The sequence below is a fragment of the Rhodanobacter sp. FW021-MT20 genome (assembly GCF_041107475.1).
GTDB classification, from domain to species: Bacteria; Pseudomonadota; Gammaproteobacteria; order Xanthomonadales; family Rhodanobacteraceae; genus Rhodanobacter_A; species Rhodanobacter_A glycinis.
In genome coordinates this window covers 97,762-115,794 of sequence record NZ_JBGBPX010000005.1, presented here as the reverse complement: position 1 = coordinate 115,794, position 18,033 = coordinate 97,762, and the positions used below count along the sequence as shown (strand labels likewise).

Here is an 18,033-nt window from a genome sequence, read left to right as displayed (position 1 = left end):
GTGGCGTAAGGCTGCGAAAAAAAGGCCACGCCGCAGCGACGCCGCGATCAGTTTTCCTCGTCGGCGTCGTCCACTTCAGCGTGGGTTACTTGCCTTACTGTGGCGGCGGAAAAGCCGCGACGCAAGAGGAACTGCCCACGTCGGGCGCGTTCAGCGTGGTCGGCACTGGCCTTGCCACCGTAACGGCGCCGCAATTGTGTCGCGGCGGAGGCCTCCCAGTCGACCTCTGCCTCGTCCAGCAATTGGCGGATCACGGCATCGGACAATCCATGGGTTTTCAGCTCCATGCGAATGCGCAGCGGGCCATAGCCCTGCCCCGCCCGGTTGCGCAGCAGCATGCCGGCGAAGCGTTCGTCGTCCTGGTAATGCTGCTCGCCGAGCCGGTCCAGTGCCGCCGTGGTCTCTTCACCGGCGTAACCGCGCTGATCGAGCTTGCGTCGAAGCTCGCGTCTCGACTGTTCGCGCCGTGCGAGCAGCCCCAGCGCCTTGTCATAGGCGCTGGGAACCGGCTTGTCGCCGCTGTCGCGCCGCTTCATCGCGGCCACGACAGGGCGGGTCCCGCGGTCGGCATCAGGCCTCGGCTTCGGCCGCTGCCGGCTCCGCGGCCGCGTTCGACTTGGCGCTGACCAGCAGGCGCGCACGCAGTTCCTTGTCGATCTCGTTGGCAATCGCCGGGTTGTCGCGCAGGAACTGGCGCACGTTTTCCTTGCCCTGGCCGATACGGTCGCCCTTGTAGCTGTACCACGCGCCGGACTTGTCGATCAGGCTTTCGGCCACGCCCAGCTCGATGATCTCGCCTTCGCGCGAGGTGCCCTCGCCGTAGAGAATCTCGAACTCGCACTTGCGGAAGGGCGGTGCCACCTTGTTCTTGACCACCTTGACGCGGGTTTCCGAGCCGATGATCTCCTCGCCCTTCTTCACCGCGCCGATGCGACGGATATCCAGACGCACCGAGGCGTAGAACTTCAGCGCATTGCCGCCGGTGGTGGTCTCGGGGCTGCCGAACATCACGCCGATCTTCATGCGGATCTGGTTGATGAAGATCACCAGGCAGCCGGACTTCTTGATGTTGGCGGTGAGCTTGCGCAGGGCCTGGCTCATCAGGCGGGCATGCAGGCCGACGTGGGAGTCGCCCATCTCGCCTTCGATTTCGGCCTTCGGGGTCAGCGCGGCGACCGAGTCGACCACGACCATGTCGACCGCGCCGGAGCGCACCAGCATGTCGGCGATTTCCAGCGCCTGCTCGCCGGTGTCGGGCTGCGAGACCAGCAAGTCGTCCACGTTGACGCCCAGCTTTTCGGCATAGGTCGGGTCCAGTGCATGCTCGGCATCGACGAACGCCGCGGTGCCGCCGGCGCGCTGGCAGCTGGCGATCGCCTGCAGGGTCATGGTGGTCTTGCCGGAGGATTCCGGCCCGTAGATCTCGACCACGCGGCCGCACGGCAAACCGCCGACGCCGAGTGCGATGTCCAGCCCCAGCGAGCCGGTGGAAATGGTCGCGATGGCCTCGTTGACGCGATCGCCCATGCGCATGACGGCACCCTTGCCGAACTGCTTCTCGATCTGGCCGAGGGCGGAGGCTAGCGCCTTGCGCTTGTTGTCATCCATCGTCTTTGATTCCGGTTGGGTGGTGATGGGAAGCATGATGCCCGGCTGTCGTCTCACGGGCTGCGATCTGTACCGCCCGATTATCCCACATCGGGCGCCAGGGTCCGGCGGCAGCGGCCGCGTCACTCTGTCAGCGTTTTCCGAAGGCCGATGAGCGCCGCCGCCACGGTTTGTCGGCGTACCGCCTCGCGATCACCCGCGAACTGGTACAGCCGGGCATGGGCGTAGCCACCACGCCGCTTCCAGCCGATCCACACCGTGCCCACGGGCTTTTCGGCGGTGCCGCCGGATGGCCCGGCAATACCGGTGACCGCCACCGCCACGCCCGCGCCGAAGCGCGCCAGGGCGCCGGAGACCATTTCCAGCGCAGTTTCCTCGCTGACCGCGCCATCGTGTTCCAGCGTGCGCGGATTGACGCCCAGCAACGACTCCTTGGCCTCGTAGCTGTAGGTCACCACGCCGGCATCGAACCAGGCCGAACTGCCCGCCAGGTCCGTCAGCACCTTGGCAATCCAGCCACCGGTGCAGGACTCGGCCGTCACCAGCATCAGCTTCTGCCGCTGCACCTCGTCGGCGGCAAGCCGCGCGAGCCCGGTCAGCTCGGCATCGGTAGGAACGGACAACGACTCCATGCGAGACTCCCGATCTTGAAGCCGGCACGTTAACCCGTAGCGGACACCCTGTTCCACCCCTTTCGAGCACCTCGCCGTCGCACCATTCATGAGCCAAGACGATCTTTCCCAGCACACCCCGTTGATGCGCCAGTTCCTCACGGCCAAAGCCGCCCATCCGGACGTGCTGCTGTTCTTCCGCATGGGCGATTTCTACGAGTTGTTCTACGACGACGCCCGCAAGGCGGCGCGATTGCTGGACATTACCCTGACCCAGCGCGGGCAGTCGGCGGGCCAGCCGATCCCGATGGCCGGCGTGCCCCACCACGCGGTGGAGAATTACCTGGCCCGGCTGGTGCGGCTGGGCGAGTCGGTGGCGATTTGCGAGCAGATCGGCGACCCGGCGCTGGCCAAGGGCATCGTCGAGCGCAAGGTGGTGCGCATCGTCACGCCCGGTACGGTGACCGATGCCGCGCTGCTGGAAGACCGCCGCGACAACCTGCTGCTGGCGATGTCTGCCGGCGCACGTGGCGATTACGGACTGGCCTGGGTCGATCTTTCCAGCGGCCGCTTCCTGCTCAGCGAAGTACCCAATGCCGAAGCCCTGGCCGCGGAACTGGCGCGCCTGCAGCCAGCCGAGACGCTGGTGGACGAAAACGTGGCGTGGCCGAAACTGGTCAGCGCCCTGCCCGGCCTGCGCAAGCGTCCGCCGTGGCATTTCGATGCCGATGCGGCCAAGCGCGAACTCAACCGTTTCTTCGGCACCCGCGATCTGGGCGGTTTCGGCGTGGAGGGCCTGTCACTGGCCGTTGCCGCTGCCGGCTGCCTGCTCGGTTATGTCGAGGAAACGCAGAAGAGCGCGCTGCCACACCTGTCCGGCATGGCGGTGGAAGCGGCCAGCGAAACCATCGCACTGGACGCCGCCACGCGCCGCAACCTGGAACTGGACACCCATCCCAGCGGACGCACCGAACACACCTTGCTCGGCGTACTCGACGAGACGGTGACGCCGATGGGCGCACGCGCACTGCGGCGTTGGCTGAACCGTCCATTGCGTTCGCGCGACGTGCTGCGCGGTCGCCACCAGGCCATCGGCGCATTGATCGACAGCCGTCGTTACGAGCCCTTGCGCGACCAGTTGCGCGGCGTGGGCGACCTGGAACGCATTCTGGCTCGCGTGGCACTGCGCTCGGCGCGGCCGCGCGACCTGTCCACGCTGCGCGACGGCCTGCTGGCTGCGCCGGAGTTGCGAGGACACATCAAGGATCTGGACAGCCCCCTGCTGCACACCTTGGTCGAGCGCATTGGCGACCACGCGGAAACCGCGGCGCTGCTCGCCAGCGCGGTGATCGAACAGCCGCCGGCCTTGCAGCGCGATGGTGGCGTGATCGCCGACGGCTACGATGCCGAGCTGGACGAACTGCGCCGCCTTTCCACCCACGCTGACCAATACCTGGTGGAGTTGGAGGAACGCGAGAAAGCCAGCAGCGGCATCAGCGCGCTGAAGGTCGGCTACAACCGTGTGCACGGCTACTACATCGAGATCGGCAAGGCACACTCGGACAAGGTGCCCACGCACTACACGCGCCGGCAGACCACCAAGAATGCCGAGCGCTACATCACCGAGGAACTCAAGCAGTTCGAAGACAAGGTGCTGTCGGCGAAGGAGCGCTCGCTGATGCGCGAGCGAGCGTTGTACGAAGCCCTGCTCGACCTCCTCATCGAAAAGCTCGAACCGTTGAAGCAGGCCGCTTCCGCCATCGCCGAACTGGACGTGCTGGCCACCCTGGCCGAGCGTGCCGAGGCCTTGGATTGGAGCATGCCGGAACTCACCGACGCTCCCGGCATCGCGATCGAACGCGGTCGTCATCCGGTAGTCGAGAAAGTCCGCGACGAACCGTTCGAGCCGAATGACCTGATGCTCGGCGACGACCGCCGCATGCTGGTCATCACCGGCCCGAACATGGGCGGCAAAAGCACCTACATGCGCCAGAACGCGTTGATCGTGCTGCTCGCGCATATCGGCAGCTACGTGCCGGCAACCCGCGCGGCGATCGGCCCGATCGATCGCATCTTCACCCGCATCGGCGCGGGCGACGACCTCTCGCGCGGCCAGTCCACCTTCATGGTGGAAATGAGCGAGACGGCGAACATCCTGCACAATGCCACCGAGCAGAGCCTGGTGCTGATGGACGAAGTCGGCCGCGGCACCAGTACCTACGACGGCCTGTCGCTGGCACGCGCGGCCGCCGTGCATCTGGCGCGCCACTGCCGCGCCTATACGCTGTTCGCCACCCATTATTTCGAGCTGACCGAGCTGGCCGCCGAACTCCCGGCCATCGCCAACGTGCATCTCGACGCGGTGGAATACGGCGAACAACTGGTGTTCATGCACGCCGTGAAGGACGGTCCGGCCAACCAGAGTTTCGGCCTGCAGGTGGCCGCGCTGGCCGGGCTGCCGAAGGCCGTCATCGCCGATGCGCGCCGCACGCTGGCCGAACTGGAGCGCGGCATGCACCAGCAGGCCAACGCACCCGTGCCGGGCACCGAGGCCTCGCCACAACTCGGCCTGTTTGCCCCGTCGGCACCCTCGGCCGCGGAGCGCATGCTGGAAGAGGTTGATCCGGACACGCTGTCGCCGCGCGAGGCATTGGAAACGCTCTACCGACTCAAGTCGTTGGGCTGAAAACCCGTCGTTGAACGAATAAAGGCCGGCGCCTCCCGACGCCGGCCTTTATCGGCTTCCCTGCCGGCAATCCGTGCCCTCCGTCGAGACAGGTCGACGGCTCCTTTCCCCGGCATCATCGCCTCCCCAACCTGTAGTGGCGCTTCGTCCCTGCGCCACCCAACGCCCCGCGCAAAAAACGATTCAGTGCATCAGGCGGCCTCGGCCTGGCGCGCTGCGTCCAGCGCCTGCTCCAGATCGGCCCAGATGTCGTCGGCGTACTCAATGCCCACGGACAGGCGCAGCAAACCCGGCGTGATGCCATGGCGCCGCTGTGTCTCGGCATCGACCACGCGATGGGTGAGTCCGGCCGGATGCTGGATCAGCGTGTCGACCGACCCCAGGCTTACCGCCGGCGTGGCCAGACGCACGGCCGACATCACCGCAGCGGCGGCGGCATGGCCACCGTGCATTTCGAACGCCAGCAGGCTGCCCGGCCCGCGCATCTGCGTGCCGACCAGGTGCGCATTGGCCACCGTGCCCAGCCCCGGATAGCAAACCTTGGCCACGGCCGGGTGCCTGACCAGTCGTTCGGCCACGTATTGCGCGTTTGCCTGGGCCTGGCGCACCCGCAGGCCCAGGGTTTGCAGACCGCGATGCAACAGGTAGGCGCCCAGCGGGTGCAGCAGGCCACCGGTGGCCGCGCGCACCTGGCGCAAGGCACTGGCCCATTCGGCATTGCACGCGACTACGCCGGCGATCACGTCGCCGTGGCCGCCAATGAACTTGGTTGCGCTGTGCAGCACCAGCGTTGCGCCGAGCGCTGCCGGCTGCTGCAGCACCGGCGTGGCAAACGTGGAGTCGACCAGCACCGGCACGCCGTGCGCCGCTTTGACCACGGCGGCGATATCGATCAGATCGAGCGTGGGGTTGGCCGGCGTCTCGATCACCACCAGCGCGGTGTCGTCATTGATCGCCGCAGCGATCTCGCCCGGTTCCACCCAGTGCGTCTTGATGCCGAGCAGTCCCGAATTCATCAGGTGATCGCTGGTGCCGTACAGCGGACGCACTCCCAGCACGTGCTTGCCGCGCTGACCGGCGGCGAGCAGGCAGGCCGACATCGCCGCCATGCCCGAACCGAAAGCCACCGCATCGCTGGTGCCTTCCAGCGTGGCCAGTGCATCCTCGAAACGGGCCACCGTCGGATTGTGCAGGCGCGCATAGATCGGATTGGCGGCCTTCGCCTCGCCGCCCACCAACGCATCGAAGCTGGCCGTGCCGACGTCGAGATCACGCACCGGGTAGGTGGTGGACAGATCCAGCGGCGGCGCATGCACGCCCAGTTCGGCGAAATCCTCGCGACCGGCGTGGACGCCCAACGTATCCGGGTGCGATTGGGTAGACTCGCGCATAGCGGCAGATCCATTCGTAGAATTGCCTCGATACTAGAATCATCACCAGAAGCAAAAGCACAAGACCAAACATTATTTCGAAAAAGGCCCGGATCATGCGTCTCGACCGAATCGACTTCGCCATTTTGCGCGAGCTGCGAAAGAACGCTCGGCTACCGAACAAGACCCTGGCCGAACGCATCGGCGTGGCGCCATCCACCGCGCTGGAGCGCGTGCGACGACTGCGCGAGGACGGCGCGATCCAGGGCTTTCATGCGGAGATCCAGCCGAAGGCCGTGGGCATCGGCTTGCAGGCGATGATCAGCGTGCGACTCGCCCGGCATGCGCGTGGCGACCTCGATGCCTTCCACGCCTATCTGCTCACCCTGCGCGAAGTGCTGGGTTTCTACCACGTGGCCGGCGCCAACGATTATCTGGTGCACGTCGCCGTGCACGACAGCGACCATCTGCGCGACTTCGCACTGGATGCTTTCACCACGCGCGCGGAAGTGGCGCACATCGAAACCAGCCTGATCTTCACCTTCCGGCGCAATCCGGATCTGCCGATCTACCTGGATGGCGCCGACGACGAATAGGCCCGGATGCCGGGCCGTGCTTCAAGCGAACGAATGCGGATACTCAGGCCTGCAGGCTCGGCGCCTGCTTCAACGGAACGGCATCGGCGTCCACCGACAAGGCCACCGGCACTGCAGCACGCCCGGCAAGACGCCCGGCGCGGACCAGCTTGTGGATGCACGCACCCACTTCGACGCGACCGAAAGGCTTTTTGATGAAATCGTCGGCACCGAAGCGCTGCACGTAGAACTGCTCGGTGGCCTGCTGGTTGCCGCTGATCATCACGATCGGGATCTGTGCCGTGCGCGGATCATGGCGCAGCGCGCGCAACACCGCGAAGCCGTTGATGCCCGGCAACACGATGTCGAGGAAGATCAGGTCCGGCTGGACTTCGCGCGCCAGTTCCAGCGCACTTTCGCCATCGACGGCCTTCTGCACCGCATAACCATCCCGTTCCAGCATGCGGCCAAGCACGGCGCAAATGGTGGGCGAATCGTCGACCACCAGCATGCGACTACCCAGCGCACCCTGTCGCGTGGATTCGTCGTGCTGTTCGTTGGCGGCAGAATGGCCAAGCAGGCGCTTGAAGAAGCCGATTCCGGTCATGGCGCAATCCTCGGGTAATGCACATCGTCCGTGCTGGCATGGCATGAAGCGCCACCCGGCTCTGGTGTCGATGTTCCGGCACTACGCCACGCAAATCTGCGATGCACTGCTCAACCAGCGCCCTTCAACTGCCGCAATTGGCGTCGCGCCTGCTTGTCGGGACGCTTTGCCGGTGCGCCGGTGCCGGTCATCCGACGCGTCGCGATGGCCGCTTCACGTGCCAGGCGACTGCTTTCGGTTTCGCGATAAAGCCCCTGCGCCACGCTGGCCGGGCCACGACGATCGGACAACGCCAGCACCTCGACATCCAGCCGCTCCTCGCCCCGGGCAATCTGCAAACGGTCGCCCACGTGCAGCGTCTTCGCCGGTTTGCAGCCGCCGTCATTGAGGTCGATGTGTCCCCCCACGATCGCCTGCTTGGCCAGGTTGCGGGTCTTGAAAAAGCGCGCCGCCCACAGCCAGATATCGACGCGAACGTCGGCCACGCCGGAATCGTTGGGCGGGTTCATCGGTGGCATGTTGCAAGTCTCCTTTTGTGCGTGGGGGTCAGAGTCAGTTTTCTGTGACGCTTGGTGAAAACCCGAAGAATTGGAAAACTGACTCTGACCCCCTGACCCCGTTATCCCGCCGGCAACCACAGATTGCCCAACGGCACCGTCAGCAAGGACAGCACGATGCCCGCGCCCAGCACGGTGTTGGCCAGCGCGGGTTCCAGATCGTATTCATCGGCGAGGATCGCCGCGGACACCATCGGCGCCATCGCCGCCTGCAGCACGCCGATGGTCAGCACCAGCCCGCCCACGCCAGCCACCGCGCCCACCACCCAGCAAAGCAGCGGCGCAGCCAGCAGCTTCCAGCCCAGTCCCCAGCCCATCGCCCCCCATTGGCCGCCGTCGGGATGGAAGCGGAACTGCAGGCCTACCGAGAACAACGCCAGCGGGGTCAGTGTTTCGCCGATGGGCGCGAATACCCCATCCAGCCACGCCGGCCAGCCACCCAGCACACCGACCACGATGCCCAGGATCAGCGCGATGAACGCCGGAAAAGTCAGGATGCGTCGCACGATCACGCGCGGCTGCGGCGAACGCCCGGCATACAGGCAAGCCACCACGATGCCCACCGACGCCAGCAACGGAAAGCAGCCGAGCTGATCAGCCACCACTGCCAGCGACAGACCCGCCTTGCCATGCAACGCCTGCGCCATCGGGTAACCCATGAACGAGGTGTTGCCCAGCCCGCACACCAGCACCAGCGCCCCGATACGCTGGCGCGACCAGCCTCGCCAGCGCCCGACCAGCGCGAACACCAGCCAGCCCCCGGCGAACACCAGCCACATCGCCACCACCAGGAACCACAGCTGCGGGTCGGGCTTCACCTTCGGAATCAGCTCCAGCACCAGCGCCGGCAACGCGATATTGATCACCCACCAGTTGAGCCCATGCACCATCCCACTCGGCGGCCGCGCGAAACGCGCCACCAGCATGCCGAGCACAAGACAGACGAAGAGCAGGACGAGGGCGCTCATCGGCGCGCCGGAAACGTGGATGTCATGCGGCCATTAGACGCGATGCGGGTGGCCAGCGTCATCTCGACCCAAGTCGCATGGTGCCACGGGCGGCCACGCCGGCACCCGACGCAGGCGGCGCTTCGGGGATAATTGACGCCCCCCCCTGTGCGAAACCTGCCCCGCATGACCGATCCCGACCACCGCGTGCACGGCCTCGCCGCCGACGAAGTGCCGCCCGACTGGCCACCGCTCACCAGCGTCGAACTGGCCAGCGTGCTGGATCGTTACCCGGATCTGCGCAGTCCCCGCACGATCCGCTGGCATAGCCCGCGTCCGCTTTCCGCCGCCGCACTGGTGGACACGGCCGGCGGCCGCGTGTTCGTCAAGCGTCACCATCACTCGGTACGCACCGTCGCCACGCTGGGCGAAGAGCATGCGTTCATGGCCCATCTGCGCAGCAGGGGCATCCCGGTCCCCGCCGTACTGGCTGATGTCGAGGGTGGCACCGCCAGTGCGCTCGGCGACTGGACCTACGAAGTGCATGCACCGGCCAGCGGCGTCGATGTCTATCGCGAAACCATCTCCTGGACGCCGTTGCGCGACCTTGACCACGCCCATGCGGCTGGCGCCATGCTGGCGCGCCTGCACGACGCCGCTGCGGACTACGCCGCGCCCCAGCGCGATACCCATATCCTGGTGGCTCGCAGCGAACTGATCGAAGCGACCGACCCGGTGGCGACGCTGGAAGCGCAACTGCCCGAACGCCCGGGTCTGGCCGGTTATCTGCGCACGCGAGACTGGCGCAGCGAGCTGGCGGAAACTCTCGCGCCCTTCCACAGCATCGCCCAACCGCGCCTGGCCCAACAGCCTTTGCTGTGGACGCATGGCGACTGGCATGTCTCCAACCTGTGCTGGAGCGACGCCAGCCCGCACGCCCGCATCACCGACGTGCTCGACTTCGGGCTGGCTGCGCGCAGCTTCGCGCTGTTCGATCTGGCCACCGCGATCGAACGCAACGCCATCGCCTGGCTGGCACTGGATGACGGCCACGCCGCCCATCCCGACACCGCCCGCGCACTGATCGCCGGTTATCGCGAACACCGGCCACTGGATGACGCCGACCTCGGCCTGCTCGCCGACCTGCTACCACTGGTGCATGTGGATTTCGCACTGTCGGAAGTGGAGTACTTCCACGCCATCACCCGTTCGAAAGAACATGCCGACGTGGCCTGGGATACCTTCCTGCGCGGCCACGCCGCATGGTTTCGCACGCGCCCGGGGCAGGCATTGCTGGACGCGCTGCGCGGCACGTGATTCCCCCATAGATCAGGAGCTTGCACTGTAGGAGCGCACCCAGTGCGCGAAAAGCTTTTGGCGGAACTGCCCAAGAGCATTCGCGCACAGGGTGCGCTCCTACCGATGAGGCCTGCCCGCAGGCATGGGCCGGACACGGCATGGCCATCCGTGGTTCAATACGCGTCTTGAAGCGGGGGTGCCCGGCGAACGCCGGGCTGAGAGAGTCCCTTGGAACCTGATCCGGTTTGCACCGGCGTAGGGAGCTTGATTCGAGTCGTGCGATCCTTGCCGGACGCGCGGCTCGCCGTCGCTTCGTCACATCCCCAACGACGACGACGATGAATTTTTCCCGCACACCCCTGCTGCTCGCCCTGCTCACCGCACTGTGCCCTGCCGCACAGGCGGCCGACACTGCCACCACGCCACAGACCACCGACCTCGCGCCGGTGCAGGTCAAGGCCAGTACCCACAACGATCGCCACGGCACCGCCATCGATGCCTACGGCAACGCCTCGCTGCACGACACGCCGGCTTCGGTCACGGTGATCGGCCGCCGGCAGATCGAGAACCGCCAGATCCGCACGCTGAGCGAGCTGGCGCGCGAGGATGCCTCGCTGGGCGACAACTACGCCCCCGTCGGCTACTACCAGGACATCAGCATCCGCGGCTATCCGCTGGACCCGGCTACCGGTTTCCGCTTCAACAACCTCACCGTCACCGGCGAGCAGGAAATCGCGCTGGAAGACAAGCAGCAGGTGGAAGTGCTCAAGGGTCTGGCCGGCCTGCAGGCGGGCGTGATGGAGCCCGGCGGCGTGGTGAACTACGTGAGCAAGCGCGCCGCCAACGTGCGCACCGTCACCCTTGGGACCGACTCGCACGGGTCGCGTTACGGCGCGCTGGATCTTGGCGGCTGGCTCACGCCCGACTTCGGTCTTCGCGCGAATCTGGTATGGGAAGACACGCACTCCTACGTGCAGCACGCCGATGGTCGCCGCAACTTCTATTCCATCGCCGCCGACTGGCACATCACACCCAAGGCCACGCTGGAACTGGACAGCGACGACCAGGCCAGCGCGCAGCGCTCGGTCTCCGGCTACCAGCTGCTCGGCGGCAGCGTGATTCCCCCGCACGCCAGCACCTCCCGCATGCTTGGTTTCGAGCCGTGGCAACAGCCGGTGAGCGTGCATACGTCCAATACCAGCGCGCGCTTCAACTACGCCTTTGACGACGCCTGGGTGCTGCGCCTTGCCGCCGGGCACAGCCGCAGCGTGATCAACGACAACGTGGCCTTTGCCTACGGTTGTTTCTATTCACCCGATTGCGCCAGCGGCGCCACACCCGGCAATTTCTTCGCGCCAAACGGCGACTACGACGTCTACGACTACCGCAGCCCCGACGACACCCGCGTCAGCGACGAAGCACGCGCCACGTTGCAAGGCCACTTCGACACCGGCAGCGTGAGCCACGACATCAGCATCGGCACCAGCGCGTTCCGCCGCACCATCGATCGTCGCGTGGAGGTCTACGACTACGTCGGCACCGCCAACATCGCCGATGTCGACCCGCCGTATTTCCCGCCCTCGCCCAACCAGCCGGGTGCCTCGCGGCGCCGGCTCACCAGCTGGCAACACTCGGTATTCGCGCTGGATCGCATCCATCTGGGCGATCACTGGCAGGTGATTGCCGGCGACCGCTTCGTGCGCTTGCACGAACGCGCCTGGGACAGCAGCGGCGTGCTGGAACGCGACACCGTGATGAGCAAGGCACTGCCGCAAGCCGCCGTGCTGTGGCAACCCACCGCGCCGCTTACCGCCTATCTCAGCTACAGCGAAGGCCTGTCGCTGGGCGAGGAAGCGCCGTACTGGACCAGCAACAATGGCGACATGCTGGCGCCGCGCCTGTCGCGCCAGATCGAGGCCGGGGTGAAGTACGCCATGAGCGATGCGTTCGACCTGACCGGCGCGATCTACCGCATCCGCCAGCCCTACCAGTTCGCGCAACCGGACAACTCCGCCGCCGGCTTCACCTTCGTGCAGCACGGCGAGGAAGTGCACACCGGGCTGGAACTGGGCGCGCAGGGCCGCGTGAGCGACAACCTGCATGTCACCGCCAGCGCCAGCTTCATTCGCGCCGAGGCGCAGAACACCGGCACGCCGGCCTACGAAGGCCATCAGGTGGCCAATGTGCCGCACTTCCGCGCCGTGCTGCACGCCGATTACCGTCTGCCCTTCCTGCCCAAGCTCAGCCTGCTCGGCGGCTGGCGCTACGCGTCGCCCAACGTGGCCACGCCGGACGGCCGCGTGCGCGTGAGTGCCTATAACGTGTTCGACGCCGGCCTGCGCTACGCCACGCAGTGGCACGATCACGCGCTGACCTGGCGGCTGAGCATGGACAACGTGTTCAACCGGTTCTACTGGCGCGACACCGGCAGTTCCGGCGGCGACAGCTACCTGTTCCCCGGTGCGCCGCGACTGGCTCGGCTGTCGCTGACCATGGCTCTTTGAAATGACCTGGGTCGAACTGATCGCCGCCATCCTCAGCGTCTGGGGCGTCTGGCTGACCACCCGGCGCCGCATGCTGAGCTGGCCGGTCGGCTTCGCCGCCTGCCTGATCTACGGCTGGGTCTTTCTCGATGCCAGGCTGTATTCGGACACGCTGTTGCAGCTGGCGTTCGCGATTTTCATCGCCTACGGCTGGTACCGCTGGCAGCAGAACCTGGGACAGGATGGCCGGGTCCGGGTGACGCCGCTGCCGCGCGCCCGCGCGCTGGTCAACCTGGGCATCGGCACGCTCGGCGCGTTGTGTCTGGGCTATGCGATGCACGCATGGACCGACGCCACCCTGCCCTGGCTCGATTCGGCGCTGACCGCCTTCAGCCTGGTCGCCCAGTGGTGGCAGGACCGCCGCCACACCGCCGCATGGTGGCTGTGGATCGTGGTCGACGTGATCTATGTCGGCGAATACGTCTACAAGCACCTGCTGATCACCTCGGTGCTGTATGCCGGCTTCGTGGTGCTGGCGATCATCGGCCTGCGCGAATGGCAGCGCGCAGCCGGCACGCAGGACCCTGCGCCGGAAAGCCCGGGCTTGCGCCCCGGCGAGGCTCAGCGGTAGCGCGATTCGGCCAGGTCGATTTCGCGCACCAGCTTGCGTGACATCTCATCGGAAATCCGCAGATGCCGCGCCATGTGGAAGATCTCGTTGCGCTCGGCCTGCAGACCGGCCAGGCGCAGCGTGCGCTCGGCGGCATCCGACTTGCGCAGTTGCACCGGGTCGACACCTTCCTCGCCGGTGCTGTCCAGATGCCGCTTGTATAGCGCGATGACCCGCGTCGCCGCGTGCGTGTAGATATCCGCATCGGTCGCGGGCGCTTCTTTCAGCAAGGCCTGCTGCGCCTTCTCGACGGCGGCGATGGCCTTGGTGGCGGCCTGCTGGCGAGCCAGGCTTTCTTCCTGCTCCGCCATCGTCTCCGGCGGCATCTCCAGCCCCTTGAGCAGGATCGGCAAACCCACGCTGGCGGTGACCAGCGAAATCAGGATCACCGCCGTGGCGAGGAAGATCGCCAGATCGCGCGCGGGAAACGCCGAACCGTCGCCCAGCACCAGCGGCAGGGTCAGCACGCCGGCCAGCGTGATCGCGCCACGCACGCCGGCCAGCGAGGTGGCCACCACCAGCCGCCAGGGCGGTTTCGGGCGCACCTCGCCGCGACGGCGCGCATGCCACAGGCTCATCCGCAATGACACCTGCACCCACACGTAGCGCAGCACGGCCAGCCCCACGTTGATCGCCAGCACGTACACCAGCAGCCACCACGGATTGGCCCGACCGCTCTGTTCCACCGAGCGCACCGCGCCTTGCAGAATGCCCGGCAATTGCTCGCCCAGCAGCATGAACACGATGCCGTTCAGCGCGAACTGGATCGTCGCCCATACCGCCGAACGCTGGACCCGCGTGCTCGCCAGCACCTTGCCGTTGAGTTCCACGTAACTCATGGTGATGCCGGCCGCCACCGCCGCCAGGATGCCCGAGGCCTGCAGCTTCTCGGCCAGCAGATAAGCCCCGAACGGGATCAGCAAACTGATCAGGATCGACGAACCGCTTTCCTGCCCGAACCGGCGCGACAACCGCTGCTGCACATAGCTCACCAGCAAGGTGAACAGCACGCCGACCGCCAGCCCGATCAAGGCGACCCACAGGAACGTCAGCGACGCGGACAGCAACGAAAAACTGCCGGTCACCACCGCGGCTACCGCAAAGCGGAAGCACACCAGGCCGGACGCATCGTTGAGCAACGACTCGCCCTCCAGAATGTGCATCAGCCGGGTGGGAATCGGCACGCGCGCCGCGATCGACGACACCGCCACCGGATCGGTCGGCGACACGATCGCCGCCAGCGCAAAGGCCACCGCCAGCGGCATGCTCGGGATCAGCCAATGGATCAACAGCCCGGCCCCCAGCACCGTGAACACCACCAGCCCCAGCGCCAGTTCCAGGATCACCGCGCGGTCACGCAACAGGCCATTCTTGGGAATGCGCCAGCCGTCAAGAAACAGCAGCGGCGGCAGGAACAGCAGGAAGAACACGTCCGGGTCCAGCGTCACGCCATGCTTGAGCACCCCGGAAATCACCGCGCCCAGCGCAATCTGCACCAAGGGCAGCGGCAGCGAGAACGGCAGTACCCGCACCAGATAGCCGCTGGCCACCACCGCCAGCAACATCGCCAAAACCAGTTCGATCGAACTCATGCCACGCCCAGCTCGCCGTCCTTGCCGCACCACGCGGCAGCGCGCCCATGATGCATCAAAAACCCGCCAACCCGATTGAACGCGCAGCGCACGCCCGTGCATCAGTTCACGTGCGCGCCAGGCAACACGCAGTGGAAGTCCGGCATCACGAGCCGTCCGTAATAGCTAATGCTTCGTTACCGGAACGAAGCGAAGATCCTGGTAATCCCAGCTGAAATCGGCCAGCGGCGAAACGGCCTTCATCGTCATCCGATCGATGCTGCCATCGGGATTGAGCGCAAAGGTGACGTAGGCATCCTCGACATCGGGCATCGCCCAGTGCGTGCGGAAGGTGTCGTACTGCACGTGCTCCAGCGTGCCGTGCAACCCCGGCGAACGATCGAAGCTGATGTCCAGCGCGCCATGCCGACTCTTGTCCTGACTGATCGTGGCGGCGCCGTACCACGGATCGCGATAGACGCCGGCATAACCGGACAACGGCAACGACGGCCCGCGCTCCGGGTGCGTGGTCGCGCCCCGGTTGTGCAGTGCGGCGATGGCGCTGGCGTGGATGCCGTCGAACATCTGCTTGTAGCCGGCAATCCAGTCCGGCGAAGGCAGGCCCAGCAAGGTATCCAGCAGATGCTCGCGCATCGCGAACAAGGCACCGACGTCCTCGGAGTTGAGCATGATGGCAAACGCTGCATGCCGGTCCGGAATGATCACCACCGCCGACACGCCGCCCAGCACGCCGCCGAGATGGGTGATGATCTTGTGGCCGCGATAATCCTGCACTTCGAGACCCAACGCATAGGCATCGAATTGCGGCTGCGCCAGCGCAACCTCGGCTGGCAACGGTGAAATCGGAATCAATGTCTGCGGCGTCCATAGCATCTTCGCCGACGCCGCACTGAACAGCCGTTTGCCATCGGTCATTTTTCCGCGATCCAGTTGCAGCTGCAGCCAGCGGCCCATGTCCACTGCGCTGACTTGCAGCGCACCGGCCGGCGCGAACACATCGCCCGTCATCACCGTGGTCAGCACGGCCTGTTTGCCAACGCCACGTACCGACGTGGTGTTCTTGGCATGCAGCGCCACCTGATCGGCGGTATGTGCATCGATGCTGGTCCGCGTGTCGTGCATTTGCAGCGGATCGAGGATGTGCTGCTGCACGAAGTCTTCCCAGCGCTGGCCGGAAACGGCCTGGACCAATTGCCCGGCCACGACGTATAGCACGTTGTCGTAGTCGTAGCCGCTGCGGAACGAATACTTGGGTTTCAGGTAGCGAATGTCGTGCACCAGCTCCGCGCGGGTGCGATTGGAGGTGGGGAACATCATCAGATCGCCCTCGCCCAGACCCAGCCCGCTGCGATGCACGAGCAGGTCGGTGACGGTCATCTCGCTGGACGCGTAGGCGTCGTACATGCGGAACCCCGGCAGCTTGTCGGCGACGCGGTCATTCCAGTGCAACTTGCCTTCATCGACCAGAATCGCAAGTGCCGCCGTCGTGAAGGCCTTGGTGTTGGAGCCGATCGGGAAGATGGTGTGCGCATCCACCTTGGCACTGGTACCCAACTTGCGCACACCCCAGGCATAGGTGGTGGTCTTGTCGCCATCGACGATCACCGCCGCCATGCCCAGGGTGCCGAAGGTCTGCATGTCCTTGTGGGCGAACGCATCCAGCGCAGGTGCCGACACGGTTGGGGCCAAGGATGAGTGAGCCGGTGCCGCCTCCCCCATACCTGCGGACACCAGCATGATCAGCGCGAGCACGAGCGTGGTGTGCCAGCGAATGGCTCCGGCTTGCGGCACGCCATTTTTGCGGAATCGATGGATCATCAGTGCACCTCTTCGATGGCGTTATCCACGCGCCTCCCGTCGCCGGCAATGCGCCGGGAGTCAGGCCATTTTCCTGCTCGTCATTCCAGCGGCTCTCAACAACCGAAGGGCTGGTCAAGCTGGAAGCGCTTTACAACAGACGAATGTCTGGTCATCCAGTGCCTCTGGCCCAGTGACACAAGCCATTGGATCCAGGCCTTCGCCGGGATGACACAAGCCTGACTTCAGCGCATGGCCATTGCAGGCCTGCCCGCAGCCGTCAGGCCCCCGGTTTGCCGTTGCGTTTGCGTGAGCTGCTACCGCTTTTCTTTGCGGTGGACCGAGTTGCCTTCGTGGCAGCTTTTGCATTCCGGTCGATGACAGGCGGCGCCTCGACATAACCCACCAGTTTCTGGCGCAACTGGGTGATGTCGCCGATGCGATCGAACATGTCGCCCTGCGCGCGCGTGACCGCGCCGATCAGCAGGCTGAGCAGGCTCATGGCAGCAGTGAAGTTGTGCCACGGCCGCTCCATCTCGGCCGGCAGCATCAGCACCTTGTCGGTGAGCTGGCGCGCCCAGTAACACTGGCTGTCGGTGATGATGGCCAGCGGGATGCCGCGCGCCACGCATTCCTCGGCCAGAATGCGGAAGTGCCGCGAATAGCGCCGGAAATCGATCAGCAGCACACAGCTTTTTCCGCTGGAATCCAGCAGCAGGTCGGTATAGGCGCCATCCAGGCCTTCGTCGAAACGGGTACGCGGTTTGACGCTCTGCATCAGACTGGCCAAACCCAGCCCGAGGAAGCGCCCCTGATGAAAACTGGCCACCGAAACGCGGTCGGCCTCCACCAGCAGCTTGACCACCCCCTTCCACTCTGCCGTGCGGGTCAGCGCATGCGCCGTGGTGATGCCGCGGATTTCGGCTTTCAGGCTTTCGGACATCGTGGCCGGATCGCCCGCCACGTCCGGGTTCTGGTACAGCTGCAGCCACGGTGCGTCGCCGCGCAACTCTTCCTTCAGTTCATTCAGCCCGGCATAGCCGAGGTTGCGCAGGAAGCGCCCCACCGTCATCGCGCTCACGCCCACGCGCTGGCCCAGCGACGAGGCGGTTTCGAACGGGATGCCACCGGGGTTCTGCAACAGGTAGGTGGCAATTTTCTGCTCGGACGTGGTGAAGCTGTCCCAGTGGTCTTTCAGATTTTTCTGCAGGTCTTTGATCATCAGTGCGCG

General features: G+C 65.9%; 15 protein-coding genes and 1 riboswitch. Of the genes, 5 read left to right on the top strand and 10 right to left on the bottom strand.

All coding sequences use genetic code 11. The annotated features are described in order from the left end of the window. Positions 1–47: 47 nt before the first annotated feature. The 3 genes from AB7849_RS08160 to AB7849_RS08150 all read right to left on the bottom strand — a co-directional run bounded on the left by AB7849_RS08160 (position 48) and on the right by AB7849_RS08150 (position 2,240). Positions 48–536 (bottom strand): regulatory protein RecX, encoded by a 489-nt coding sequence (locus AB7849_RS08160; RefSeq protein ID WP_008213551.1) that lies wholly within the window; start codon positions 534–536, stop codon positions 48–50. Positions 537–570: 34 nt separating this feature from the next. Next, complete coding sequence (gene recA, locus AB7849_RS08155; RefSeq protein ID WP_008213550.1) at positions 571–1,608, bottom strand: recombinase RecA; 1,038 nt, start codon at positions 1,606–1,608, stop codon at positions 571–573. Between the two features lie 122 nt (positions 1,609–1,730). Next, a complete protein-coding gene (locus tag AB7849_RS08150; RefSeq protein ID WP_369500824.1) occupies positions 1,731–2,240 on the bottom strand; it encodes a CinA family protein in 510 nt (169 codons plus the stop codon). Between the two features lie 88 nt (positions 2,241–2,328). Between AB7849_RS08150 and mutS the strand changes: the two genes are divergently transcribed. Next, entirely contained in the window at positions 2,329–4,905 is a 2,577-nt protein-coding gene (mutS, locus tag AB7849_RS08145) for a DNA mismatch repair protein MutS (RefSeq protein WP_008213548.1), read from the top strand. Between the two features lie 191 nt (positions 4,906–5,096). Here the strand turns inward: mutS and AB7849_RS08140 are convergent, their stop codons facing one another. Further along, positions 5,097–6,296 carry a trans-sulfuration enzyme family protein gene (locus tag AB7849_RS08140; protein WP_008213547.1) on the bottom strand — a complete coding sequence of 400 codons (1,200 nt, stop codon included), beginning with the start codon at positions 6,294–6,296 and terminating at the stop codon, positions 5,097–5,099. A gap of 95 nt (positions 6,297–6,391) precedes the next feature. Between AB7849_RS08140 and AB7849_RS08135 the strand changes: the two genes are divergently transcribed. Further along, the gene (locus AB7849_RS08135; protein ID WP_008213545.1) at positions 6,392–6,871 is read left to right on the top strand and encodes an Lrp/AsnC family transcriptional regulator; all 480 of its coding nucleotides are present in this window, start codon (positions 6,392–6,394) and stop codon (positions 6,869–6,871) included. A 43-nt stretch (positions 6,872–6,914) separates the two neighbouring features. Here AB7849_RS08135 and AB7849_RS08130 read toward each other — a convergent pair whose 3' ends face one another. The 3 genes from AB7849_RS08130 to AB7849_RS08120 all read right to left on the bottom strand — a co-directional run bounded on the left by AB7849_RS08130 (position 6,915) and on the right by AB7849_RS08120 (position 8,982). Then, complete coding sequence (locus tag AB7849_RS08130) at positions 6,915–7,457, bottom strand: response regulator (protein WP_008213544.1); 543 nt, start codon at positions 7,455–7,457, stop codon at positions 6,915–6,917. Positions 7,458–7,567: 110 nt separating this feature from the next. Beyond that, a complete protein-coding gene (locus tag AB7849_RS08125; protein ID WP_008213543.1) occupies positions 7,568–7,966 on the bottom strand; it encodes an RNA-binding S4 domain-containing protein in 399 nt (132 codons plus the stop codon). Between the two features lie 110 nt (positions 7,967–8,076). Continuing rightward, positions 8,077–8,982 (bottom strand): AEC family transporter, encoded by a 906-nt coding sequence (locus AB7849_RS08120; protein WP_008213542.1) that lies wholly within the window; start codon positions 8,980–8,982, stop codon positions 8,077–8,079. Between the two features lie 165 nt (positions 8,983–9,147). On the opposite strand from AB7849_RS08120, the gene AB7849_RS08115 reads away from it, so the two are divergent. From AB7849_RS08115 to pnuC, 3 genes are all read left to right on the top strand, one after another. Beyond that, entirely contained in the window at positions 9,148–10,278 is a 1,131-nt protein-coding gene (locus tag AB7849_RS08115) for a phosphotransferase enzyme family protein (RefSeq protein WP_008213541.1), read from the top strand. Positions 10,279–10,442: 164 nt separating this feature from the next. Then, a riboswitch (TPP riboswitch) is annotated at positions 10,443–10,539 on the top strand. Positions 10,540–10,598: 59 nt separating this feature from the next. Continuing rightward, a complete protein-coding gene (locus tag AB7849_RS08110) occupies positions 10,599–12,764 on the top strand; it encodes a TonB-dependent siderophore receptor (protein WP_008213539.1) in 2,166 nt (721 codons plus the stop codon). Between the two features lies 1 nt (position 12,765). Further along, complete coding sequence (gene pnuC / locus AB7849_RS08105; RefSeq protein WP_008213537.1) at positions 12,766–13,374, top strand: nicotinamide riboside transporter PnuC; 609 nt, start codon at positions 12,766–12,768, stop codon at positions 13,372–13,374. Here pnuC and AB7849_RS08100 read toward each other — a convergent pair. From AB7849_RS08100 to AB7849_RS08090, 3 genes are all read right to left on the bottom strand, one after another. Next, positions 13,365–15,005 (bottom strand): Na+/H+ antiporter, encoded by a 1,641-nt coding sequence (locus AB7849_RS08100; RefSeq protein WP_369500821.1) that lies wholly within the window; start codon positions 15,003–15,005, stop codon positions 13,365–13,367. The genes pnuC and AB7849_RS08100 overlap by 10 nt on opposite strands. A gap of 165 nt (positions 15,006–15,170) precedes the next feature. Beyond that, on the bottom strand, positions 15,171–16,823 hold the full coding sequence (locus tag AB7849_RS08095; protein WP_369500820.1) for a serine hydrolase: 1,653 nt from the start codon (positions 16,821–16,823) through the stop codon (positions 15,171–15,173). A 259-nt stretch (positions 16,824–17,082) separates the two neighbouring features. After that, entirely contained in the window at positions 17,083–18,024 is a 942-nt protein-coding gene (locus tag AB7849_RS08090) for a MurR/RpiR family transcriptional regulator (protein WP_008211848.1), read from the bottom strand. Between the last annotated feature and the right edge of the window lie 9 nt (positions 18,025–18,033).

What these genes read in the sequence shown, in the direction of transcription:
- AB7849_RS08110 (WP_008213539.1), top strand. Translation starts at nt 10,599, where the DNA reads ATGAATTTTTCCCGCACACCCCTGCTGCTCGCCCTGCTCACCGCACTG.
- AB7849_RS08135 (WP_008213545.1), top strand. Translation starts at nt 6,392, where the DNA reads ATGCGTCTCGACCGAATCGACTTCGCCATTTTGCGCGAGCTGCGAAAG.
- AB7849_RS08120 (WP_008213542.1), bottom strand. Translation starts at nt 8,982, where the DNA reads ATGAGCGCCCTCGTCCTGCTCTTCGTCTGTCTTGTGCTCGGCATGCTG.
- AB7849_RS08090 (WP_008211848.1), bottom strand. Translation starts at nt 18,024, where the DNA reads ATGATCAAAGACCTGCAGAAAAATCTGAAAGACCACTGGGACAGCTTC.
- pnuC (WP_008213537.1), top strand. Translation starts at nt 12,766, where the DNA reads ATGACCTGGGTCGAACTGATCGCCGCCATCCTCAGCGTCTGGGGCGTC.
- AB7849_RS08125 (WP_008213543.1), bottom strand. Translation starts at nt 7,966, where the DNA reads ATGAACCCGCCCAACGATTCCGGCGTGGCCGACGTTCGCGTCGATATC.
- recA (WP_008213550.1), bottom strand. Translation starts at nt 1,608, where the DNA reads ATGGATGACAACAAGCGCAAGGCGCTAGCCTCCGCCCTCGGCCAGATC.
- AB7849_RS08140 (WP_008213547.1), bottom strand. Translation starts at nt 6,296, where the DNA reads ATGCGCGAGTCTACCCAATCGCACCCGGATACGTTGGGCGTCCACGCC.
- mutS (WP_008213548.1), top strand. Translation starts at nt 2,329, where the DNA reads ATGAGCCAAGACGATCTTTCCCAGCACACCCCGTTGATGCGCCAGTTC.
- AB7849_RS08150 (WP_369500824.1), bottom strand. Translation starts at nt 2,240, where the DNA reads ATGGAGTCGTTGTCCGTTCCTACCGATGCCGAGCTGACCGGGCTCGCG.
- AB7849_RS08130 (WP_008213544.1), bottom strand. Translation starts at nt 7,457, where the DNA reads ATGACCGGAATCGGCTTCTTCAAGCGCCTGCTTGGCCATTCTGCCGCC.
- AB7849_RS08115 (WP_008213541.1), top strand. Translation starts at nt 9,148, where the DNA reads ATGACCGATCCCGACCACCGCGTGCACGGCCTCGCCGCCGACGAAGTG.
- AB7849_RS08160 (WP_008213551.1), bottom strand. Translation starts at nt 536, where the DNA reads ATGAAGCGGCGCGACAGCGGCGACAAGCCGGTTCCCAGCGCCTATGAC.
- AB7849_RS08100 (WP_369500821.1), bottom strand. Translation starts at nt 15,005, where the DNA reads ATGAGTTCGATCGAACTGGTTTTGGCGATGTTGCTGGCGGTGGTGGCC.
- AB7849_RS08095 (WP_369500820.1), bottom strand. Translation starts at nt 16,823, where the DNA reads ATGATCCATCGATTCCGCAAAAATGGCGTGCCGCAAGCCGGAGCCATT.